Source organism: Aestuariirhabdus litorea (assembly GCF_003864255.1).
Lineage (GTDB): Bacteria > Pseudomonadota > Gammaproteobacteria > Pseudomonadales > Aestuariirhabdaceae > Aestuariirhabdus > Aestuariirhabdus litorea.
The window spans coordinates 634,536-657,475 of the sequence record NZ_QWEZ01000002.1 but is presented as its reverse complement, the minus strand read 5'-3'; the positions used below and the strand labels follow the sequence as shown (position 1 = coordinate 657,475).

Genomic DNA, 22,940 nt, shown 5'->3' with positions numbered 1-22,940 from the left:
GGTTGATGCCGCTAAATCCACTCCGCGCCGAGGCCGATCGGGTAGCGCCGGTGGAGCCGATCCACCAGCGGCGCCGGCTCGATCACCTCGACCGGTCCTCCCCGGGTCAGAATCCGCTGCCCATGCTGCCGTAACAGGGCGGCCTGACGTGCTTTTTCACCCACGGGTTGGTGGACAATGGCCTTCTTCATAACGCGCTCTCCATGTTCGTGACCGGAAATGGCCGTTGATGCGCCCACTCAGGCAATCACCAGCCTCCCGAACCAGTGTCACGGTTGGAGATGACGTTTTGTTGGCCCTTTTGATGAAATTTCGCCGGCGACAAATCGCTTTGGAGCGGGCCGGGAATCCGCTACCATGCGCCTTCCAGCAACTCCACTTACAGGATTCGGCATGTTCAAGACCAACCAATACTTCGATGGCAAGGTTATCTCAATCGCCTTTGAGGGAGAGTCACTTCCCGCCACCGTCGGCGTGATGGCACCCGGCGAGTACGAATTCGGCACCAGCCAGAAAGAGACCATGACCGTGGTCAGCGGCGAGCTGACCGTCAAGCTACCCGGCAGCGAGGCCTGGGACAGCTACCCGAGCGGCCGCTCCTTTGTGGTGGAGGCCAACCAGAGCTTCCAGCTCAAGGTCGCCCGCGATACCGCCTACCTCTGCACTTACGAGTAAAGGTTACCGCCATAAAAAAGGCGGGGAGGTTTTAGCCGTAACCGGCTCTCCATCAGGACCCGGGCCGATAAAACGGCACAGTAAGAGGCCGATACCAACAACCTGTGAGGCCTATCTGTCGGCACTGATTGGAGCGGCCAAAGAGGGGGGGGCTATACAAGGTGCGAACAAGTCCTAATTTACGATTCAACCATCTGTAACCAATTGATTTAGGGTTATTAAAATTAATTGGGACGACTTGTTCGCGGTTTTCCCAGGCTCTGGAGCGAGGGGAACCCGCTCATTAAGCCCGACGCAAGGCCGGGCTCAGTGAAGGGCAGGTTGGCTTAGAACTTATAACGGACGATCAGGCGAAGATCTTCGGCTTCTTTGACGGCATTGGCGGCCATAGGGTTGCTCATATCAAGGGGAGCCCCGGTATAGCTACCGAAGAAACCGTTGCTGCCGGTGTAGTCGTAGTCGATCTTGGTGTAGCGGATCTGAGCGGTCAGCGCCTCGTCGATGACCGGCAGGTTATAGTACGCCTCGATTGCATCACCGCGAGCGGCTACTTTGGAGCCGATCAGGGTATCTTCACCGTAGGTGAAGCTGCGCCAGTACTTGTCGCCGTGGTTGTACTCCACGCCGAAGGAGTCGCCCTCAATGAAGCCTGGGACATTGACACCAACCCAGTAGGAGGAGCCGGTCTCGCTGTCGGGGGAGCCCAGCATCGCCATGTCACCCTTAGGGTGGGTCTTAGACATCGAGTAGGAGGCAAATACACGAGTATCATCGAGGAATTCGTTGATAAACTCGCCAATGCCGTTGATTTCGAAAGATAAGGTCATGTTACTCAGGTCGCCGAACTCCTTAAGCGCGTAGCTATTAGGGTCCATAGGAGCCGCCATGATTGCCGCTGCATCCATCCCGATAAGGTGGTTGGCGTAGTAGATCTGAGTTTGCAGATTGTATTGGCCATCGTTATACGGGGTAATGATGAAGCCAATAAAATCGATATTGTCTAGATCCGCTTTATCCTTGCTGTAGTCATAGCCAGTAGAGTCGAAACGAGCACGGGCGTTAGACATACCACGGCCGGCGCACAGTTTAATTGCGCTACCTGTCAGACCGATCACCTTCTCAGTTTTGACGTTCAGGCTCAGGCCATCGAACTCTACGTTGATCGAATGGGCCAGTGGTGACTTGGCCTCTTCAAAGCCTTCGCGGTTGTTGGCCAAAAAGCCGGTGGTCGATGGACGGCGACCTAGGCTAAAGGTCCAGGGCAACATCTCGTTGCCCAGGAACGCATCACCTAGGTAAAGGAAGTAGGCCTCTTTCACCTTAACGTGGTTGCTGTCATTGTCGAAGTTTTCATTTACGACCCAGTCAAAGCCAGCGTAAGGGCCTGGCTGATTAGGTTGCTCGCCGTAGGCCTTGTTGTAGGACAGCGCTCCACGGAACACCAGGTTCTCATTGTAGGCATAACCCATATTCAAAATCAGGCGGTTGGACAGCAGATCGTTATTTTTATAAGTCTCCCCACCGGCGGTTTTGTACTTGATGCTATCGAGCGATACCCGATAGTCGACGTTGAATTTCAGGTTGTTGCCGCCCTGCTTGGTTTGCAGTGCGCGAACCTGCTCTTTGAGCATTTCGACATCTTCGTTGAGATCGGCAAAAGCGGGCATGGAAATACCCAATGCCAGGGCTGTGGTGAGAGGATATAGAGTTTTCATGATCGTATTCCTTGATCTGACAGACAGAGAGTAAAAACGGTGTCTTTTAAATCCATTAGTTACAATTGGGTAATTGACCGCTATCTGATGCGTACTTGATAGCAAAGTCACCAATGTGTGGCGCCATTTTTTGGAATTTAGCACCATTTAAAAACTCCTCGGCATTGGGGTGCTTTTTACTAAACTCCTTGATAAATATCTTCGCGTCTTCTTTGAAGTCTTCTTTCCATTCATTTTGAGTTTTTTGTGTAGCAAAAACTTGGCCGTTATAGTCAAAGTAAGGTCGTAAGTACTTCAAGTAGTATTTTTGTCCTTTGTCGGCATCAGCCATTGTTGGTGTTGATAATATTAACGACATGGATAAAATTATGAGTTTTTTCATGATGCTATTTCCCGCAGTTTTGTTAAGTGATACCTGTATTTTCAGGTTTTATATTTTAAGAATGATCTCTTGATATACCGACTGAAAAAAGCCCATCAAATAATTTGTAAGTTATCAGTGCAACACCGACAGAACCTAAAACAATAAGCACCTCTCCAAGATGAGGAGATGAATAGATGAATGATTCTGTTACGCCATACATATCCTTTTTTTCAAAGCCTGTACCAAATCGATTGGACATTGGAACGGCGTTACCACCGTAAACAAAGATAATTCTCCCGATATAGCCGCCAAGAATGACAAATATGGACGCAACGACAGTGAGCATAGGCTTCCCCGGCTTCACGATAAAAAGCAATGAAAGTACGAACGTGAAAAGAACATAGCCGACAAAATAAAGAGAACTGAATGGACCAAACAGAATCAAGTTAGTCCAATCCTCATCAACGCTCATATAAGCAATAAATTCAAAAACGCCTAATAAAATGATGGCTACAAACAGGGCATGACGCACAAGATCCATCAGTGGCTGATACTCAGATTTGCTCCTGTGCACCAGGAAGGTATAAACACCCATAACGCCAAGAGCAGCAACAAATGAGGAAACAATGAAATAGAAAGTCAGGGCTGGAAATTCAGTCCATAAATGCCTTGCTGTGTTCATGGCAAAGAGGCTTGCCTGAATATAATATTCTATAAAATCAATACCTATGCTCATGAGAACAATAACAAGGGCTAGCCTTCTTGCTAACGCCCTTTTATTTGTCAGCAACAGGTATATTTCAAATAAAACAAAGGGGATATACACCAGATAAAGTGGCATCATCATCCATATGGCTGACTCTGTATTTGGTGTAAGGAACAACCACTGACCATTCAATACATGCAAGTCAGTTGTAATGGTAAATAGTCCTGCGAAGACCATAGAGACACCGACGACCATATAACCAACAGCAACCTTCTCAACAGCCTTAACTTTCATCAGCTCTGCCAGGGCAACAAGAAATATAATTCCACTGCCTGTGTAAAGCATGAACATGTAGTTGGAAATTAAAGCAGTCCATGGTAGATTCCTGTTTATTTCTCCGACGGAACCAAAAATAGCCTGGCGCATTGCCTCTTTTAGCTCTGGACTGGTTGGATCCATCCCTGCGCTATGCGAATTCAACGTTGCACCGAAGTATCGAAGATCAAAAACCTGGTACAGTCCTATCACCGCAACAAACAACAGGAAGTAAGCCAATAACATCGCTTTATTAAAAAACATTTTCTTGATAGACACTTTATTAATGTCTAAACCAGCAAAAGCTATTGTTTCCATGATTGACTCCTTGTTATAGCTGCTCGCTCATAAAGCGGCTGAATCTCTTCCCAAGTGTGTATTTTGGTGTTGGGGCCAATACTTTGTTGAGCGTAGGTTTCATCTTCAGGAACCAGATAGAAAAGCTTTGGCAGGGTGCCAATTTCTTCCTTTTGAAAGAAGAATTTTCTGGTTTTAAGCAGTTTTACAATATCACTGCCGGGATCATCGAGGTCGCCAAATGTGCGCACCTTGGTAGGGCAAGTGGCCTGACAAGCTGTCGTCCCAGTCTCTTCAATTTGATGTTCGCAAAAGGTACATTTATCTACAGAAACTTTGGTGTCATCGATAAATCTTGCATCGTATGGACAGGATTCCATGCACGCTTTACAAAGAATACATTTGTCCGGCTCAACCTTTACAATCCCACCTTTAATATAATGGCTTGCATTTGTTGGACAAACCGAGACGCAGGGAGCGTCGATACAGTGATTACATTGTGAAGGGTACAGATTTACAAAAGGTTTTCCATTAGAGGAACCTTCGACTATGCCCACCCAAATCCGCTGTTTGTCAGCACCTAGCTGAACGCCGTTTTCCTCTTTACAAGCAACTTCACAGGCTCGACAATTTATGCAGTTTTGATAATCCAGCGCCATTGCATAGTTCATAATTACACCTTCTTAACAGTCACTAGAGTTTCGTGCATGATGGCTGAGCCATAAACAGGTTCACTGCCAGCTTCTATGATTTCGTTGTCACTCGCACCGTTGCGATAAGCGAACGTTAGGCCATCAGATTTCGCACCAAATCCGTGAACGTAAAAAATGGTTTCTGGGACGATTTTAGGAGTGGGATAAGCTTTGATTTGAACAGCGCCAACACTACTTTCGATCTCAATAGTATCGCCATGCTCAATGCCCAGCTTTCTTGCTTCAGCATCGTTTATCCAGGCAAAGTTTTCCCGCATCAGCTCTAACAACATCACATTGTTTTGGGTAGAGTTTTGAGTTTGTAGTGCATGACGGCCGGTAATAAATTTAAATTTGCCGGCGGGAACATCAACATGTTGTTCCTGTCGCCAGGTAGGCATAGGGTCGATACCTTTTTTGGCAAAATTACCCAGATAACACTCGATTTTTTTACTTGGGGTGTTGAAGGTACGCTTCCAGGGCGCTATATCAGCAGGGCTAGCATCTGTTTTTTCCTCAACAGGAAGAACAGAGTAAACTTTTTTATCTTCAGGATAATATTGATAACTATTATTATTAATCTTCTTGAATGACGCTTCCATTCCCGGGTAATAGACCCCTGTTTTACGGATCGTTTTCCATGCTTCCTCACCATACTTCTCAACAAAAGCATGTTTATTCAGCTCTTCTTGGGAATGCAAATATGGCTCGGTGAGATCAAAACCGTTTTCCTGGTAATAGGCTAGCTCGTCTTCACCCTCAAGCTCATCCTGAACATCTTCATCATGTTTTTTAGTAATTTCCCAAAGCGGCTTGCTGAGTTTTGCACTCAGGCCACGCATAATTTCAATTACCGGTTTGCTGTCGTACATTGGCTCAATAACTTTTTGGCGTAGGCCAATGGCTGGCTCGATACCAGCAAAACTTCGTATTGGATCTTCACGTTCAAGATAAGAGCACTCTGGCAAAATTACATCTGCCATCAATGCGGTGTCACTTGGCATCGTATCGATAACCACTACCAAATCCATCTTCTCAAATACTTTGCGGGTCCTAGCAGTGTCTGGCACTGAAAGCATCGGGTTTTGTTTGTAAACGAACATGCCTCTTATGGGGTAAGGCGCTTTATCCGCCTCCACCATATTTCGCCATTCAACCCAAGAACCGCTTGAGCCGATAATGGCTGCAGCATCTCCTTCAATTCTGGGCTCAGCATTAAAATACAGTGGCGTATTAATTTCGTGAGCAGCTAATGGCAGTTTGCTGCCAAAAACAATGCCACCTTTTACGTCTACTCCGCCACCTAAAGCACTGAATAGCGCCATTGCACGTCGAAGCTGAAAATCATTCTTAGTCCAGGTAGAGCGTCGTCCCTGGTAATAAACCGCTTGTGGCGCTGCGGCCATAAAGTCGTGAGCTATGGTGCGAATAGTACCTGCTGGCACTCCGGTAATTTGTTCCGCCCACTCGGGTTTATATTCGCTTTCTAGAATATGTTTTTGGTATTTATCAAAGTCATTGAAATTATTTTTTACATATTCCTTGTTATAGAGCTCTTTGGATATCACCACATAGGTCAGTGCAAGCACGAACGCCAGATCAGTGCCTGGCTTAATGGGTACATGAAGGTCGGCATGCATTGCTGTGTTGGTATACCTTGGATCTACCGTAATGAGCTTCGCACCTCTACCACGGGTGCGTTTAAATATATCCATGGTATCAGGAGTAACAATCGCCTCAGCCCGATTAGCACCTGCCATAATGATATATTTGGCATTCTCAAGATCGGCCTGCCCATATCCGCCTATCGTAGTGCTATAGCCGGCAATTGTAGTTTGCAAACAGAGGGTTGCGTGATTGAGAAAGTTCGTGCTGCCGAATTTATTCGCCATAAAACTTTTAAAAGTATGTTCAGCCATACCTTCGCCCGCACAATATCCGATGCAGGAGCGATTATCTTTTTCTTCATCAACAATCTTAACAAGCTTGGTTTTTATATATTCAAAGGCTTCATCCCAGGTCGCTTCTTTATATTTACCATCACCGCGTTCACCTACTCGGATCAATGGGGTTTTTAACCGATCTGGATCATAAAGGGCATGAATACCTGCGGCTCCCCGGGCGCAAAGCATACTTCTTGATTTAGGGAAAAGAGGGTTGGGGTTTAGCTTTTTAACGATCCCATCTTGAACATCGGCAATGAGAGCACACTTGTTTACGCACATCTCACAAAGGGTTGGGACACTATACTTAGCCGGTTTATCGATATTGGCACTCTTACTCAGTGCAATAACTTGAGGTCCAGATAGGGTAACTCCACCAACCACCGAAAGTGCGACGCTATTCTTTAAAAAGCGCCTACGTGAAATTCCTATTTCCATAACTACTCCTAATTCTTAAGACGTAGTGTCATGTAATGAAGCGATTAACCATCATCGATTGATATATGTGCGTGATCAGATCTCGCCATGAGTTGAGTTTGCATAGCCGGATTTGGGGCGTTGCTATTCGATGCTGTGTGAGAAGTAGCTGGTGGACTGGATTCTTCTAATCCGGCTGTACGAATTTAAGAACAGTCTCAAGTGGGTATAGGAAGGATAAAATCCATTTTCACAACAACTCACACCTATCACGCAGCCCGGAGCGCCCTTTCTCGGCAACTGCCTACGTCCTCAATTCCGCATTGCCACGCCGGCGCCTGTTGCGAGCGGCCAGACTTAATAGCGGCAGAGCTAGCCAGCCAGAGAGCTTAAGTAGCTTTGAAGTGTGTTTCATGATCCCTATCCTCCCTGGAAAGGTGATTCAAACATCCGTTTTAAACTTTCTGCACTATAGCCAAAACCACCCATTTTATATTGATCTGGATCACCCTCTTGACAAGCAATCGCCTTTGTGACTTAGGTCACCGAGGCAATACTAGAAGCGGTGTAAGGGTTTTTTTAGCGAAAGCCAGAGATGCTACTGACCCGCAAATTGATGGCCAGGCGCCCGTCTGGCACGATCAAATCCTGGATGGGCTCGACCCAATGTCTCACCAAGACGTCAAAAATCATCTGCACCGAGATGCTCTGGCTTGTGCACGCTTATAGCGTGGGCTGAGCCAACAGCATCTTGGGTCAAAAGGTGCTGATCAGCGCCGGCCTTTCCAGCGAGCGTATTCGAAAATTTCTGGGTGATATGAGGGTAGGTTACTGACACGGCTCCTAATCGGCTTGTGAGCTTTCCTGCCGGCAGGGTTTCCTATTTACATCAGCCTTCATATGGCTTGGGGCGGGAGCTGTAAAATCTCATCGAGACAGCGGTGCTAAGATCGGGGATCGGAGGTTTGTTTTCGCAAAGACGTTCGAGGCGAGCAACGCCTCGAACGGTGAAGATCCGCTAGATCGCAATACTGCTCCTCTTACGTGACAGCATTGGGCCATAGGGACCCCTTTTTTGTACCTATTCCATGGGTACTTGTTTCATGGATACCGGTTTCTTGTTTGACCTGCCTGTGGCCCCTAACCCCAACGCTTGAAGATCAGCGAGGTGTTGATGCCGCCGAAGGCAAAGTTGTTGTTCATAAAGTACTCGCACTGGATATCACGGCCCGCGCCCTGCACGTAGTCCAGCTCCGCGCAGGCGGGGTCCACCCGCTCCAGGTTGATGGTGGGGGCAAACCAGCCCCGCTTCATCATCTCGATGCCCATCCAGGATTCCAGCGCCCCACAGGCTCCCAGGGTATGGCCCAGGTAGCTCTTCAGCGAGCTCACCGGCACCCGGTTGCCAAACAGCGCCGCGGTGGCCTGCGACTCGGCGATATCACCCCGCTCGGTGGCGGTGCCGTGGGCGCAGACGTAGCCGATCGCATCACCACCAAGGGCTGCCGATTCCAGCGCCAGCTCCATCGCCACCCGCATGGTGGCATCGGTGGGCTGGGTCACGTGCTGAGCATCGTTGTTGGTGCCAAAACCGACCAGCTCGGCGTGAATGGTCGCCCCCCGCGCCTGCGCGTGCTCCAGCTCCTCGAGGATCAGGGTGCCCGCTCCCTCGCCAATCACCAGCCCGTCACGCGCGGCGTCGAACGGGCGCGGCGTTGCCTCGGGCTCCTCGTTGCGCACACTGGTGGCGTAGAGGGTGTCGAATACCGCCACTTCGGTGGGACACAGCTCCTCGGCACCGCCGGCGATCATCACCGTCTGGTAGCCGTGGCGAATCGCCTCCCAGGCGTAGCCGATCCCCTGGCTGCCCGAGGTACAGGCGCTGCTGGTGGTGATCACCCGCCCCGTCGCGCCAAAAAAGAGGGCCAGGTTAACTGCGGCGGTGTGGGACATCATCTGGATATAGGAGTTGGCGGTCACTCCGCGGGTGCTGTACTCGTTGAGCATGGTGCCAAACGCCTTGAAGGGCTCGGTACTGCCGGTGGAGGAGCCGTAGGCCACGCCGGTGCGGCCGCCGGTCAGGACCGGATGGTCGAGCAGGCCGGCATCGGCCAGCGCGGCTTCGGTGGCCACCGTCGCCAGGCGCGACACCCGCCCCATGCTACGCAGCTTCTTGCGGGGATAGTGGGCCGGTACCTCGAAGCCCTCGATGGGGGCACCCAGGCGGGTATTAAGGCCGCTGTAGCGGGCCCATTCGGGCAGCACCTGTACCCTGTTAGTAAGTCCTCGCAACCCCTGTTCAACCTGACCCCACTGGCTTCCCAGTGCAGTCACCCCGGACATCCCGGTTACAACGACCCGCTTCATCACACCATCCCGCCGTTGATGGCGATCACCTGTCGGGTGACGTAGCCCGCCAGGTCCGACATCAGGTAGCCCGCCAGCCCCGCCACCTCCTCGGCCGATCCCAGGCGCCGCGCCGGGATCAGCTTGAGTGCCTCTGCCGTTTCTACCTCCGATACCATGGCGGTGTCGATCAGCCCGGGGGCGATGCAGTTGACGGTGATCCTGCGCTTGGCCAGCTCCAGCGCCAGTGCCTTGCTGGCGCCGATGATACCGGCCTTGGCTGCGCTGTAGTTGACCTGCCCCCGGTTACCCACCAACCCGGACACCGAGGAGAGGGTGATGATGCGACCGCCCGCGCGCGCGCGCACCATCGGCATCACGCAGGGGTGGAGGACGTTATAGAATCCATCAAGGTTGGTCTGCATGACCCCGTCCCACTGCGCATCGGTCATCGCCGGGAACGCGGTGTCGGCACAGATACCGGCATTACAGACCACCCCATACCAGGCTCCCTGCGCCTCGATCTGCGCCTCGAGCACCTCTCGGCAGGCAACGCGGTCGGCCACATCGAAGGACAGAACCTCTCCGCTGCCACCGGCGCGGACAATCTCCGCCAGGGTCTCCTCGGCACCACGGCGATCACTGTGATAGTGCACACTGATGTGAAATCCGTCGGCCCCGAGGCGCAGCGCTATCGCCCTGCCGATCCCCTTGCTGGCCCCCGTTACCAATACTCTGCGCCCCATGGGCTGACTCTCCTGCTAACAACCGGGGGGGCCTGGCCCTCCCAGTAAAAAAGGACGATTCTAACAACGGCCCCGGAAGGGCACCAGCAAAGCCCCCCTTGCGCGTGGGGATTTTCTTCGCAAGCCTGCGCCGGGGGGCTATAATGCCCCCCCTTTTCTACCGCGCCGGGTTAACCGTTCGACCATGAACGTGCCTTACCACACCTCCCTTTCAACCCCTCTGTACCCCAGGGGCGTGTACCGGTGATGCGGTGGCTGCCGGCGATAGACTGGCTCTGGCGCCTCATCGCCACGGCCATGGGTTTTAGTCTCTTCGGGCTGGGGGCGCTGCTGCTGGCCCTGCTCTGTTTTCCCCTGATTAACCTCTTGAGCCGAGATTCAGGCGTGCGCAAACGGCGGGTGAAGCGGCTGATCAACCTGACCTTCCGTACCTTCACCCGCATCGTAACCCTGCTGGGGGTATTTCGGGTGGAGTTTGCCGGCACGGACCGGCTGCGCTCAGATCGAGGCTGCCTGATCATCGCCAACCACCCCTCGCTGGTGGACTTTGTGCTGCTCGGTTCCCAAGTGCCCGACTGCGACTGCATCGTCAAGCAGGCGCTCTGGAGCAACCCCTTCCTCAAGGGGGTGGTGAGCGCGGCCGATTACCTCCCCAACTCCACCGGGCCGGCCATGATCGAGCGTTGCCGCCAGCGCCTGGCGGCGGGTGAGCGTCTGATCGTTTTCCCCGAGGGCACCCGTACCGAGCCGGGTCAAGCGGTCACACTCAACCGGGGCGCCGCCAATATCGCTGTACGGACCGGCCGTCCCATCCGCCTGGTGCACATCCACTGCCAACCGCCGGTCTTTACCCGCAACACCCCCTGGTACCGGATCCCGGCGCAGCAGCCGCGCTTTCGCATCGAGGTGGGCGCCCTCATCGACCCACAGCCCCTGATCGACCAAAGCCCCTCGCTGGCGGTGGCAGCCCGTACGCTCACCCGCGAACTCCAGCAGCAGCTCAATCGCCCCCTTCAGCGGGAGGCCGAGCAACGTGGGCAAGCCCACGGCTTATCCGTACAATAGCCCCCCAACAGCCCCTAACCCACTGAGGATGATTCATGCAAACCCGCGCGGCCATTTTTAAAGAGGTGCAAACCGCCATGGTCGAGCTGTTCGAGCTCGAGGCCGAACAGGTCACCGAGCAGGCTCTGCTCTATCAGGATCTTGACCTGGACAGCATCGACGCTGTCGACCTGGTGGTTCGACTGCAGAACCTCACCGGCAAAAAGATCCAGCCCGAAGAGTTCAAGGCGGTGCGCACCGTCGGCGACGTGGTGGACGCCGTCGAGGCCCTGCTCCGCTGACCCCGATGCGCCCACTCACCCTGCTATTGGGGCTGCTGGCGGCACTCTACCCGCTGGCGGTCTACCTGGGCCTCAGCTACTGGTCGGCACAGGCGGTGGTGCCGGTGCTGCTGGCCCTGTTCAGCCTGCGCTGGATATTGGGCCGTAGTAGCCCTGGCCCGCAGCACACCAGCTCCTGGGTGGCCGCGGCCGGGGTGGGGCTGATGCTGGTCGCGCTGGTACTCAACACTGATCTGCCCCTGCGGGTCTATCCGGTGGTGGTCAACGCCACGCTGCTGGCACTGTTTGGTTACAGTCTCTGGCGGGGGCCCTCGGTGGCGGAGCGCATCGCCCGCCTGACCCAACCCGACCTCCCCGCCGAGGGCGTTCGCTATTGCCGCCAGGTGACCCTGTGCTGGTGCCTGTTTTTTCTCCTCAATGGCAGTCTGGCGCTCTACACCTCGCTGTGGGCCAGCCTCGAGCTCTGGACTCTCTACAATGGCCTCATCGCCTACCTGCTGATCGGCACTCTGGCCGGTGCGGAGTGGCTTTACCGGCGCCGTCGACTGGGGTCCCACCAATGAAACTACCCCGGGTTATCCGCAGCCATTACCAGAGCCACCAAGCCGAGCTTGAGCTGGAGTTACCGCCGGAACTGCTCTGGTTCGAGGGCCACTTCCCCGGCCACCCGGTACTGCCGGGGGTGGTGCAGATCCACTGGGCGCTGCATTTTGCCACCAGCGGGCTGGGGGTGGCGGGTCAATTCCTTGCCCTGGAGCGGGTCAAGTTCCAACAGCTCGTGCTTCCCGGCAGCCGCTTGCACCTGCAGCTGGAACACCTCGCCGATGCCGGCCAGCTACTGTTCCATTACCGCAATGATGAGGGCAGCGTCGCCAGCGGCCGGATCGACCTGGGGCCTGCCCCGTGACCGCCCTGCGCCCCTGCATCCTGATCCCGGTCTACAACCATCCCCACAGCATCGCGCCGACGGTGGCATCGATCCTGCCCTATGGACTGCCGATCATCCTGGTCGATGATGGTAGCGACGAGCCCACCTCCACTGAGCTGCGACGCCTTGAAAAGACCCTGCAGCCGGTGCAGCTGACCCGGCTCAGCCAAAACCAGGGCAAAGGGGGGGCGGTGATGGCGGGCATGCGCCTGGCCTGGCGACAGGGGTTCAGCCACGCGATCCAGGTCGATGCCGACGGCCAGCACGACGTCGCGGATATCCAGCACCTGCTGGAACTGTGCCGGCAGCACCCGCAGGCGGTGATCAGTGGCCAGCCCCGCTACGACGACTCCGTGCCCCGCGCCCGCCTCTACAGCCGCTACCTGACCCATTTTTGGGTCTGGGTAGAGACTCTGTCGCTGAGCATTCGCGACTCCATGTGCGGCTTTCGTGCCTACCCCCTCGAGGCCTGCATACAGCTGCTGGACCGGCAGGCGCTGGGTCGGCGGATGGATTTCGACATCGAGGTGCTGGTGCGCCTCTACTGGGAGGGGCTGGCGGTGCTCCAATTTCCCACCCGCGTCACCTACCCCAGCGATGGTGTCTCCCATTTTCGCGCCTGGCAGGACAACTGGCTGATCACCCGCCTGCACACCCGACTGGTGTTTGGGATGCTGCGCCGTATCCCGCGCCTGCTGCAGCGCCACCTTCCCACGCCAGGCTCGGAGCGCCACTGGTCGGAACGGCGAGAGCGGGGCAGCCGTATCGGTATCCGCTTTATGCTGCGCAGTTACCAGTGGTGCGGTCGCAGGGTCTTCAATGTCCTGCTGCTGCCGGTGATGCTCTACTACTTCCTCTGCGCCGGTAGCGCCCGCCGCGCCTCCGGCGCCTACCTCCAGCGGGTTCGACAAAGGGCTCAGCAGCGGGGGTTACCCGCCCCCAGCCCCGGCATTGCTACCCGCTTTGCCCATTTTTACTGCTTTGGCCAGGCGATTCTGGACAAACTGTCGGTGTGGCTGGGCGACCACGACAAGACCCCCATCCAGCTCCATAATGAGTCCCTGCTGACCGACGCCCTTGCCCAGGGACGGGGCGCCCTGCTGCTGGGTTCCCATCTCGGCAACCTGGAGGTGTGTCGCGCCCTCGGCACGCGGGTACCGGGGCTGGTGGTCAACGCCATCGTCTTTACCGAACATGCGCAGCGGTTCAACGAGGTGATCGAGAGCCTCAACCCCGACGCCCGGCTTAACCTGATTCAGGTGAGTCGCTTCGATCCCGCCCTGGCGGTGACCCTCAAGCAGAAGATCGACCAGGGGGAGCTGGTGGTCATTGTCGGCGATCGCACCTCCGCCACCGCCCGCGAGCGTGTGGTGCGGGTACCCTTCCTGGGCGAGGCCGCCCCCTTTCCCCAGGGCCCCTTTATCCTTGCGGCGCTGATGCGTTGCCCGGTGATGTTGCTATTCTGCCTGCGTAACCCGGTGGGATTCGATATCATCTTCGAACCCTTCCGCGAGCGCCTCGAGCTGCCCCGCCGCCAGCGGGATGCTGCCCTGGCGGAGGCGGTGGGCGATTACGCCGCGCGACTGGAACACCACTGCCTGCAGCGCCCCCTGCAGTGGTTCAACTTTTTCGATTTCTGGGCCGACAACGAGACAGGGAGACTCCCTCATGAGCCGACACCCGCTGCCACCGGTCATCGATAGCGCCAGCGGCCGACCGCTGCCGGGGACCGGCCTGGAGCTCGAGATCCCCTTCTTCGATACCGACCCCATGGGGGTTACCTGGCACGGACACTACGTAAAATACTTCGAGCTGGCCCGTTGCGAGCTGCTGAAAAAGATCGACTTCGGCTACCGCGAGATGGCGGCCAGCGGCTTTAGCTGGCCGGTGGTCGACCTGCGGCTTAAGTACGTCAAGCCCTGCCGTTTTGGTGACCGCATCCGGGTAAGCGCCCAACTCGCAGAGTACGAAAACCGCCTTCGAATCAATTACCTGATCCACAACCAGGCGGGTAACCAGGTGCTGACCCGAGGGCACAGCATCCAGGTGGCGGTCGATGGCAGCGGAGGGCTGTGCCTGCACTCACCGGAGATTCTGCTGCAACGCGTAAGGAGCGCCCTGTGACCACCTGTTTTCGAACCCTGGCCAGCCTGCTGCTATTGATCTGTGTTTCAACCCAGGGGGACAGCCTCATTGGTGGAGGCGGCTACGGCGCCGGGGACCCTCGCGGCCTGCAGAGCTCCCCCCTGTTGCGCTCCCTGCAGGAGGCCCGCACCCTGCGCGGCCAGTTTACCCAGAGCCGCACCCTGCCCAGCCTGAGTAGTCCCCTGCTGTCCGAGGGACGCTTTGTGCTCTCCCGCGAGCAGGGCCTGCTGTGGCTGCAGCAGAGCCCATTCACCACCCGCCTGGTGTTTTCCGACCAGCTGATGATCCAGCAGGTCGGCGACAAACTGCCCACTGTTCTCACCCGCGAAAAGGACCCGGTGCCTTTCTATTTCGCCACCCTCTTTCGCGCCCTCCTCAGCGGCGACTGGCGCAGTCTGCAACGGGATTTCCAGGTCAGCCGCACCGAACAGGGGCTGCTGTTGCGGCCCATCCAGCGCCAGCTGCGCAATGCCATCAGCGAGGTGCGCATTGAGGGCCAGGCGCAGCTTGAACGGCTGACGCTGGTGGAGAAGAGGGGGGGCGGCGTCGAGATCGAGTTCCGTGACCTGCGTGGCGACACCTCACCCCTCACCGCGGAGGAGCAGCGGCTGTTCCGCCCCTTGAGATGATGAGGCCTCTCCGCTCCCTTCTGTTAACCCCCCACTGGCAACCGGCCCGACTGGCGTTTTGGGCCCTGCTGATGCTGCTCCTACTGTGGCAGGCCACGCTGCTGTTTGGACAGGGGGTGCAGCCGCGCACCAGCCTGCTCGAGCTGCTCCCCCGTAGCGAGCAGCAGCCGGCGGTGCAACAGGCGCTGGAGCGCTTTTCCCAACACCTGTCGAGGCAACTGCTGTTGCTGGTTCGAGCCGAGGGGCGCGAGCAGGGACGCCAGAGCGCACGTGCCCTCGCCGCCGAGCTGGCATCAAGCGGGTTGCTCAGCGAGCTCCAGCTGGAGCTGGACCCGAGCCATCAGCAAGCGTTGGCTAGCCTCTATTTCGATCACCGTCACGGTCTGCTGAGCCCGGATGATCGCCGCCAGTTACTGGCCGGGGGGTCCGTCCAGCTGCGCGAACAGGCGCTGCAAGCACTCTACAACCCCTTCTCCGGGGTCACCGGCGCGCAGTTTGCGCAGGACCCTTTCGGCCTCTTTCGCCGTTTCCTGCAATCGATCCTGCCCGCTGGCGGGCCGCTTGAGATCGACGAGGGGATGCTGGTTCACCAGGGCGACGATCGCTACGAGGTGCTATTACGCGCCACCCTGAACAGCGACCCCTTCGACCTCAATACCCAGCGCCAGCTGCTGGACCGACTGCAGCAGTTTCTGGCCACCCAACCCGAGCGGGTAACCCTGCTACGAAGCGGCGCCCTCTTTTATGCCGCCGCCGGGGCCGACAGCGCGCGCGAAGAGATCTCCACCATTGGCCTGGGCTCGCTGTGCGGGGTGCTGTTACTGGTTCTCTGGGTATTTCGCTCCTTCACCCCCCTGTTTATCGCCCTGCTTTCGATCGGCAGCGGCGTCCTCACCGGGCTGGTCTGCACCCTGCTGCTGTTTGGCCAGATCCACCTGTTTACCCTGGTGATGGGGGCCTGCCTGATCGGGGTATCGATCGACTATGCCTTCCATTATTTTGCCGAGCAGCACGAAGGGGGGACACAGTGGCAACCCCTGCAGGGGCTGGGACGAATACTGGCCGCCCTGACCCTGGGGCTGGCCAGTAGCCTGTTGGGCTACAGCGGCCTGCTGGCCACCCCCTTCCCCGGTCTGCAACAACTGGCGCTGTTTTCCTGCAGCGGTTTGCTGGTCGCCTGGCTCACTGTGGTGCTGGTCTACCCGAGCCTGCTGCAACCCTGTGTCCGTCAGGCGCCCAACGCCCTGCTACCCCTCTACCGTCCGTTGATCACCTTTTGGCAGGGCACAACGGCCAGGCAACAGTGGGGTCTGTTGCTGCTGCTCGGGGTAATCGCCCTGGCAGGTATTCTCCGCTTGCAAACCGATGACGATGTGCGCCAGTTGCAGTCACTGAACAGCGCTATTCAGGCGGAGGATGAAGCGATCAGAAAGGTGACTAGTAGTCATTTTGATAACAGCTTTATACTTTTTATAGCAGGCAGCAATGAACAGCTTCTGCAAGCGGAAGAGCGTTTTTTACAGTCTATGATTGAGAATGACGGATCATTTGCTTCCGATACAAAATCGACTTCAGCAATTATTCCAAGCCTAAAAAAACAAAACGAGAATTTTTCTCTTACAAAAAAACTATACGATTTGGAGCTTATAAACTTACCCGAAATAACCAGAGATTTATTAGAAGACACGTACTCACAAAACTCAGATGTGACTACTGATAACTTTTTAACCATAAGCGAACTTGAATCCTCTGGCCTGCAAAAACACCTCTCCAACCAATGGCTGGATAACTCACCCTATGGCGTAGCCAGCGTTATGCTGTTCGCCCCTGAACGTCATGCACAGATCAAAGCCCTGGGTGCAAACCGGGAAGGGGTATATTTTATCAGCCAGGCGGACGACACCTCCGACATCCTGGCCCGCTACCGCCACCGTATCGCCTGGATGCTGGCCGCCGCCTACCTGGTCATCGGGCTGATGCTGTGCCTGCGCTATGGTCCTGTTAGGGCGCTAAAGATTATTGCCGTCCCCCTGCTGGCTGCGGGCCTGGCTCTGGGAGTTAATGGCTGGAGCGGCCAGGCGGTCAACCTGTTCCACCTGTTGGCTCTGCTTCTGTTATTGGGTATCAGCATCGATTACGCCCTGTTTTTTGCCGAGCGGGGCGATAACTGGCAGACCACCCTGCTGGGCGTTACCCTGGCCGCCATCACCACCCTGCTCTCCTTCGGCCTGCTCAGCCTGAGCGCAACCCCGGCGATCAGCGCCTTTGGCCAGACCCTGTTGGTGGGCCTGCTGGCCGCCTATCTGCTGGCCCCCCTGGCGTCCTCAACGGGCAGACCGTCATGAGCGCGGCCCTTAACCGCGGCATAGGCCTGCTGCTTCTGCTGCTGGTTAGCGGCTGCGCCAGCACTCCGCCCCCCCCCTCACCGCCTTCGGCCTCACTCAGCCGGGGGGTGGAGGTCCGGCTTCCGGGCCTCGACCCTGCCCTGCCCACCGCTCGCCTGACCCAGCTCCTCGAGATCCGCGCCGACGGCGATGAGCACAGCCTGCTGGTCGCTCTCGAGCTCAGCCCCCAGAGACTGTCGCTGGTCCTGCTCAGCCCTTTGGGTGTGCCACTGCTCAACCTCAGCTACGACGGTCACCGGCTTTCAAGCGAACATTCCAGCCTGATCGACCTCCCCTTTGCCGCCGAGAACCTGCTCCTCGACCTGATGCTGTGTTACTGGAGCGCCCCACAGCTCCAACCGGTACTGGCGGAGGCCGGGCTGCGACTCCAGCAATCCCCCCGGGAGCGCGCCATCTACCAGGGAGATCAACTACTGATCCGTATCGAGGGTGAAGCGCCCCATCACTGGGCCGGTAACCTGCACTTTAGCCACCAGCAGCGTCATTACCAGCTGTTCATTACCACCCTACAGCTTAACCTCAGCGCCCCGGAGGCCCGCCCTGAACCCTGATCGTTTCCCGCTCACCGACTGCCTGCTCCACCAGCCCCCCCTGCGTATGGTTGAGCGCCTGCTGTCGATTGACGAAACCCGCGCTCGCTGCGCCCTCACCCTGCGCGCCGACAACCCCTTTATAGGGAGGCAGGGAACCCTGCCCGGCTACCTTGGCATAGAGCTGATGGCACAGGGAGTCGCCCTCTTTGCCGGCTACCACTGCCTGCGCCGGGGAGAGCCGGTTCGGGTCGGCTACCTGCTCGGCTCGCGCCATTACCGCAGCCACCGCTCACACCTGGAACCCGGCTGTGAGCTGGAGATTGAGGTGGAGCAGGAGTATTTCAGCGAGGGCATGGCGCTCTTTTCCTGCCGTCTCCTGGCACAGGGAAACGAGCTCGCCAGCGCCCGTTTGAACACCTTTCAGGCACCATTAGCGAATGTTTGATCAAAAACCGTACGAGCCGTGATGGCGGGTTTGCCAGTAAGTAAACGATCGTGCTATACCTTGCCCACGTTCTGCCCCGGGATCGTCCTTCACGGCATGGGGGAACCTGCCGTCGATAGGCTTGGGCAGGACCGATAACTAAAAAATAACCAGGAGTGAATGAATGAAAGCACTTAAGACTCTGGTAGGTGGTGCGCTTGTTGCCGCAACCTTCAGCGGCGCCGCCGTTGCGGGCCCTACCGTTGACGCCGTCAAAGCAAAGGGCTTCGTCCAGTGTGGCGTAAACACCAGCTTGCCCGGCTTCTCGGCCCCTGACAGCCAGGGCCAGTGGGAAGGTCTCGATGTGGACCTGTGCCGCTCCATCGCCGCAGCGGTGCTGGGCGATGCCTCCAAGACCAAGTTCACCCCCCTCACCGCCGCTCAGCGCTTTACCGCCCTGCAGTCCGGTGAGATCGACGTACTGACCCGTAACACCACCTGGACCCTGACCCGCGACACCAAGCTGGGCCTTAACTTCGCTGGCGTTAACTACTACGACGGCCAGGGTTTCATGGTTGCCAAGAACATGGGCATCAAGAGTGCCACCGAACTGAGCGGCGCTACCGTCTGCGTTGAGCCCGGCACCACCACCGAGCTGAACCTGGCGGACTACTTCCGTGCCAACAACATGGAGTTTGAGCCGGTTGTTATCGAAGATGCCAACGAAGCGATCCAGGCCTTCTTTGCCGGTCGTTGCGACGTCTACACCACCGACGCCTCGGGCCTGGCCTCCTACCGCCAGACCAGCGCGCCCAACCCTGATGACTATGTAATCCTGCCAGAAATCATCTCCAAGGAGCCCCTGGGCCCTGCGGTTCGCCACGGCGATGACGAGTGGCTGGATATCGTAGCCTGGTCCCTGACCGCATCCCTGGAAGCAGAAGAGAAGGGCATCACCTCCGCCAACGTCGACTCCCTGAAAGCGAGCAGCGACCCGGGCGTACAGCGCCTGCTGGGCGTAACCGCTGGCATGGGTGAGGCTCTGGGGCTGGATGAAGCCTGGGCCTACAACATCATCAAGCAGGTGGGTAACTACGGCGAAAGCTATGAGCGCAACGTGACCAAGAAACTGGGTCTCGATCGCGGCATCAACGCGCTGTGGAACAAGGGTGGATTGATGTACCCCAACCCGATCCGCTAATTGCTAATCCACGGGGGGCCTGAAGTCGTCAGGCCCCCCGTTTTATTTTAAAAATCGAGTACATGTCCAGATTAACTCCCCCTCTACCCCGTAGCGATGCGAATAAACGACCCTGGTTTTTGCAGCTGTTCTACGAAGAGAAAACCCGAGCCATCATCTACCAGATTTTGGTCACCGGCGCCCTGATCCTGCTGGGCTGGTACCTGGTCAGCAATACCCTGGATAACCTGGCGCGACAGAATATTGCGACCGGTTACGGATTCCTGTCGCTGGAAGCCTCCTTCGGCATCAGCGAAAGCATGATCGCCTACTCCCCCGCCGATACTTACGGTCGTGCGCTGATGGTGGGCATACTCAACACCATCAAGGTCTCTATAGTGGGTATCCTGCTGGCGACCCTGATCGGTACCCTGGTGGGGATCGCCCGACTCTCCCCCAACTGGCTGCTGCGCCAGTTCTCCGGGGCCTATATCAACACCTTCAGAAACGTACCCCTGCTGCTGCAACTGTTTTTCTGGTACGCCCTGATCAACACCAGCCTGCCCAAGCCACGGCAGGCCCTGAACCCCTTTGGTGATACCTTCATCACCAACCGGGGGATCTACACCGCCATTCCTGAATATCACGTCGCTTACTGGTGGATGCTCGCCGCCGCCCTGCTGGGGATGTTGGGCTGGTGGTTGCTGCGCCGCTGGGCCATTCGCCGTCAACAGGCGACCGGACAACCCTTCCACCACGGCATTGCGGGGTTTTGCCTGACCCTGTTGGCGGTGATCGCGGCCTATCTGCTGGCTGGAGCTCCCTCCGCCATGGATGCGCCGGTATTGCAGGGCTTCAACTTCAAGGGCGGATGGAATATCTCAACCGAGTTCACCGCGCTGCTGCTGGGCCTGACCATCTACACCTCCACCTACATCGCTGAGATCGTACGCAGCGGTATCGAGTCAGTGCCCAAGGGACAGTGGGAAGCCTCCAACGCGCTGGGGCTCAGGCCCGGCCAGATACTGCGGGAGATCATTCTTCCCCAGGCGTTGCGGGTGATTATCCCTCCGCTGACCAACCAGTTCCTCAACCTCACCAAGAACAGCTCACTGGCGGTGGCGGTGGGATACCCCGATCTGGTTTCCATCTCCAACACCACCATGAACCAGACCGGCCAGGCGATTGAGGCGATCGCGATCTTTATGACGATCTATCTTAGCCTCAGCCTTGGTATCTCGCTGTTTATGAACTGGTATAACAACCGCATGGCACTGGTGGAACGATAGCATGAGTGATTCCGGAGCAACCCAGCGTACCCTGGCAAGTCGCAGCCAGCGCTGGCTAAAACAAAACCTGTTCAGTTCACCACTGAACTCCCTCATTACCCTGGTCTGCCTTTATCTGCTCTACAAGGTGGGGGGCGCTGCCCTCAACTGGGTGTTGCTGGAGGCGACCTGGATTGCGGATCCCCAGGCCTGTAAGGCGGGTGCGGGAGCCTGCTGGGGCTTTATTGCCGAAAAGCACCGCTACATCCTGTTTGGCACCTATCCCTACGATGAGCAGTGGCGCCCCCTGGTGGCCATGCTGGGTTTTATCGCCCTGATCTGTGCCAGCCTGCACAAGAGCTGCTGGAAAATCTGGCTGCTGCCTCTGTGGATCGTCTCCTTGGGCCTGTTGGGTAGCCTGATGTGGGGCGGGGTATTTGGCCTCACCTACGTGGAGAACAGCCTCTGGGGTGGCCTGCCCCTGACTCTGCTGCTGGCGGTGATCGGCACCATCTGCGCCTTCCCGCTGGGGATCTTCCTCGCCCTTGGGCGCCGCTCCCATATGCCGATGGTCCGGGTCATCTGCATCGGCTTTATCGAACTGGTGAGGGGTGTGCCGCTGATCAGCGTGCTCTTTATGGCGTCGGTGATGTTCCCGCTGTTCCTGCCGGAGGGGGTCACGATCGACAAGTTGTTGCGGGCCCAGGTGGGGATCATCCTGTTTACCGCCGCCTACCTGGCGGAGGTGTTCCGCGGCGGGCTGCAGGCGATCCCCAAGGGACAGTACGAGGCCGCTGAGGGGCTTGCCCTGAGCTACTGGCAGTCGATGCGCAAGATCATCCTGCCCCAGGCCCTGCGGCTGGTGATTCCGCCCACCGTCAACAGCTTTATCTCCATGTTCAAGGATACCTCGCTGGTGATCATCATCGGCCTGTTCGACCTGCTGGCCACCACCAAGGGGGCTATCAAGGATCCGCAGTGGCGCGCCTTCTACGTGGAAGGCTACGTCTTCACTGCTGCTCTCTTTTTCATCTTCTGTTACTCCATGGCCCGCTACAGCCAGTACCTGGAGAAAGACCTCAAGAAAGGCTATTCGCACTAGTATGACTACCCAGACCCCACAGGATGAGATCGTCATCCAGATCAAAAAAGCCAACAAATGGTACGGCGACTTTCACGTTCTCAAGGATATCGACCTGGATGTGAAGCGTGGTGAAAAGATCGTGATCTGCGGCCCCTCGGGCTCCGGTAAATCCACCCTGATACGCTGCCTCAACCGCCTCGAGGTGTACCAGAAGGGCGAGATCATCGTCGATGGCATCCACCTCAACGAGGACATCAAAAACATCGAGTCGGTACGCCGCGAGGTGGGCATGGTGTTCCAGCACTTCAACCTCTTCCCCCACCTGACGGTGCTGGAGAACCTGACCCTGGCCCCGCAACTGGTGCGCAAAATCCCCCTTGCAGAAGCGGAAGCCACCGCCATGCAGTACCTTGAGCGGGTCAAGATCCCGGACCAGGCCAGCAAGTACCCGGGCCAGCTGTCCGGTGGCCAGCAGCAGCGGGTGGCGATCGCCCGCTCACTGTGTATGGCCCCCAAGATCATGCTCTTCGATGAACCCACCTCCGCCCTCGACCCGGAGATGATCAAGGAGGTGCTGGACGTCATGATCGAACTGGCCGGCGAAGGGATGACCATGCTCTGCGTCACCCACGAGATGGGCTTTGCCAAGACCGTGGCCGACCGGGTGATCTTCATGGATGGCGGCGAAATCATTGAGCAAAACGAGCCGCATTCGTTTTTTGATAACCCGCAGCACGAGCGTACCCAGCTGTTCCTGAGCCAGATCCTGGGACACTAGTCGC

The 22,940-nt window shown here is 56.9% G+C and carries 23 protein-coding genes; 15 read left to right on the top strand and 8 right to left on the bottom strand.

The window, feature by feature from the left end; all coding sequences use genetic code 11:
- Positions 1–11 precede the first annotated feature (11 nt).
- Positions 12–191, bottom strand: a complete 180-nt coding sequence (locus D0544_RS13095; RefSeq protein ID WP_125016853.1) for a hypothetical protein — start codon at positions 189–191, stop codon at positions 12–14.
- A gap of 202 nt (positions 192–393) precedes the next feature.
- Here D0544_RS13095 and ppnP point away from each other — a divergent pair, with 202 nt between their 5' ends.
- Entirely contained in the window at positions 394–675 is a 282-nt protein-coding gene (gene ppnP / locus D0544_RS13090) for a pyrimidine/purine nucleoside phosphorylase (protein WP_125016851.1), read from the top strand.
- A gap of 326 nt (positions 676–1,001) precedes the next feature.
- Here the strand turns inward: ppnP and D0544_RS13085 are convergent, their stop codons facing one another.
- From D0544_RS13085 to D0544_RS13055, 7 genes are all read right to left on the bottom strand, one after another.
- Positions 1,002–2,390, bottom strand: coding sequence for a DUF3373 family protein (locus D0544_RS13085; RefSeq protein ID WP_164880930.1), 1,389 nt, complete (start codon positions 2,388–2,390; stop codon positions 1,002–1,004).
- 55 nt (positions 2,391–2,445) lie between these two features.
- Positions 2,446–2,772, bottom strand: a complete 327-nt coding sequence (locus D0544_RS13080) for a hypothetical protein (protein ID WP_125016846.1) — start codon at positions 2,770–2,772, stop codon at positions 2,446–2,448.
- 55 nt (positions 2,773–2,827) lie between these two features.
- Positions 2,828–4,093: an NrfD/PsrC family molybdoenzyme membrane anchor subunit gene (nrfD, locus tag D0544_RS13075; RefSeq protein WP_125016844.1), complete on the bottom strand. Its 1,266-nt coding sequence runs from the start codon at positions 4,091–4,093 to the stop codon at positions 2,828–2,830.
- Positions 4,081–4,743 (bottom strand): 4Fe-4S dicluster domain-containing protein, encoded by a 663-nt coding sequence (locus tag D0544_RS13070; RefSeq protein ID WP_207905878.1) that lies wholly within the window; start codon positions 4,741–4,743, stop codon positions 4,081–4,083. The genes nrfD and D0544_RS13070 overlap by 13 nt, the downstream gene beginning before the upstream one ends.
- 2 nt (positions 4,744–4,745) lie before the next feature.
- A complete protein-coding gene (locus tag D0544_RS13065) occupies positions 4,746–7,145 on the bottom strand; it encodes a molybdopterin-containing oxidoreductase family protein (protein ID WP_125016840.1) in 2,400 nt (799 codons plus the stop codon).
- A gap of 1,119 nt (positions 7,146–8,264) precedes the next feature.
- Entirely contained in the window at positions 8,265–9,491 is a 1,227-nt protein-coding gene (locus D0544_RS13060) for a beta-ketoacyl-ACP synthase (RefSeq protein WP_125016838.1), read from the bottom strand.
- The gene (locus D0544_RS13055) at positions 9,491–10,216 is read right to left on the bottom strand and encodes a 3-ketoacyl-ACP reductase FabG2 (RefSeq protein ID WP_125016836.1); all 726 of its coding nucleotides are present in this window, start codon (positions 10,214–10,216) and stop codon (positions 9,491–9,493) included. Before D0544_RS13055 ends, D0544_RS13060 begins: the two co-directional genes overlap by 1 nt.
- Positions 10,217–10,462: 246 nt before the next feature.
- Here D0544_RS13055 and D0544_RS13050 point away from each other — a divergent pair, with 246 nt between their 5' ends.
- The 14 genes from D0544_RS13050 (at position 10,463) to D0544_RS12985 (ending at position 22,936) form a co-directional block, all read left to right on the top strand.
- Positions 10,463–11,281: a lysophospholipid acyltransferase family protein gene (locus D0544_RS13050; RefSeq protein WP_125018302.1), complete on the top strand. Its 819-nt coding sequence runs from the start codon at positions 10,463–10,465 to the stop codon at positions 11,279–11,281.
- Positions 11,282–11,316: 35 nt separating this feature from the next.
- Positions 11,317–11,562: an acyl carrier protein gene (locus D0544_RS13045; RefSeq protein ID WP_125016835.1), complete on the top strand. Its 246-nt coding sequence runs from the start codon at positions 11,317–11,319 to the stop codon at positions 11,560–11,562.
- A 5-nt stretch (positions 11,563–11,567) separates the two neighbouring features.
- A complete protein-coding gene (locus D0544_RS13040; RefSeq protein ID WP_125016833.1) occupies positions 11,568–12,125 on the top strand; it encodes a COG4648 family protein in 558 nt (185 codons plus the stop codon).
- Positions 12,122–12,469: a 3-hydroxyacyl-ACP dehydratase FabZ family protein gene (locus D0544_RS13035; RefSeq protein ID WP_125016831.1), complete on the top strand. Its 348-nt coding sequence runs from the start codon at positions 12,122–12,124 to the stop codon at positions 12,467–12,469. The genes D0544_RS13040 and D0544_RS13035 overlap by 4 nt, the downstream gene beginning before the upstream one ends.
- A complete protein-coding gene (locus tag D0544_RS13030) occupies positions 12,466–14,193 on the top strand; it encodes a glycosyltransferase family 2 protein (RefSeq protein ID WP_125016829.1) in 1,728 nt (575 codons plus the stop codon). Before D0544_RS13035 ends, D0544_RS13030 begins: the two co-directional genes overlap by 4 nt.
- A complete protein-coding gene (locus D0544_RS13025) occupies positions 14,159–14,614 on the top strand; it encodes an acyl-CoA thioesterase (protein ID WP_125016827.1) in 456 nt (151 codons plus the stop codon). Before D0544_RS13030 ends, D0544_RS13025 begins: the two co-directional genes overlap by 35 nt.
- Positions 14,611–15,264 carry a LolA family protein gene (locus tag D0544_RS13020; RefSeq protein ID WP_164880929.1) on the top strand — a complete coding sequence of 218 codons (654 nt, stop codon included), beginning with the start codon at positions 14,611–14,613 and terminating at the stop codon, positions 15,262–15,264. The genes D0544_RS13025 and D0544_RS13020 overlap by 4 nt, the downstream gene beginning before the upstream one ends.
- A gap of 71 nt (positions 15,265–15,335) precedes the next feature.
- Entirely contained in the window at positions 15,336–17,609 is a 2,274-nt protein-coding gene (locus D0544_RS13015) for an MMPL family transporter (protein ID WP_164880928.1), read from the top strand.
- Positions 17,606–18,220 carry a DUF3261 domain-containing protein gene (locus D0544_RS13010; RefSeq protein WP_125016821.1) on the top strand — a complete coding sequence of 205 codons (615 nt, stop codon included), beginning with the start codon at positions 17,606–17,608 and terminating at the stop codon, positions 18,218–18,220. The genes D0544_RS13015 and D0544_RS13010 overlap by 4 nt, the downstream gene beginning before the upstream one ends.
- A complete protein-coding gene (locus tag D0544_RS13005; protein WP_424220790.1) occupies positions 18,111–18,647 on the top strand; it encodes a hotdog family protein in 537 nt (178 codons plus the stop codon). The genes D0544_RS13010 and D0544_RS13005 overlap by 110 nt, the downstream gene beginning before the upstream one ends.
- A gap of 163 nt (positions 18,648–18,810) precedes the next feature.
- Positions 18,811–19,827 (top strand): amino acid ABC transporter substrate-binding protein, encoded by a 1,017-nt coding sequence (locus D0544_RS13000; protein WP_125016817.1) that lies wholly within the window; start codon positions 18,811–18,813, stop codon positions 19,825–19,827.
- Positions 19,828–19,889: 62 nt separating this feature from the next.
- The gene (locus D0544_RS12995; RefSeq protein ID WP_125016815.1) at positions 19,890–21,095 is read left to right on the top strand and encodes an amino acid ABC transporter permease; all 1,206 of its coding nucleotides are present in this window, start codon (positions 19,890–19,892) and stop codon (positions 21,093–21,095) included.
- Position 21,096: 1 nt separating this feature from the next.
- Positions 21,097–22,176: an amino acid ABC transporter permease gene (locus tag D0544_RS12990; RefSeq protein WP_125016813.1), complete on the top strand. Its 1,080-nt coding sequence runs from the start codon at positions 21,097–21,099 to the stop codon at positions 22,174–22,176.
- Between the two features lies 1 nt (position 22,177).
- Positions 22,178–22,936, top strand: coding sequence for an amino acid ABC transporter ATP-binding protein (locus D0544_RS12985; RefSeq protein WP_125016811.1), 759 nt, complete (start codon positions 22,178–22,180; stop codon positions 22,934–22,936).
- The last annotated feature ends 4 nt before the right edge of the window (positions 22,937–22,940 follow it).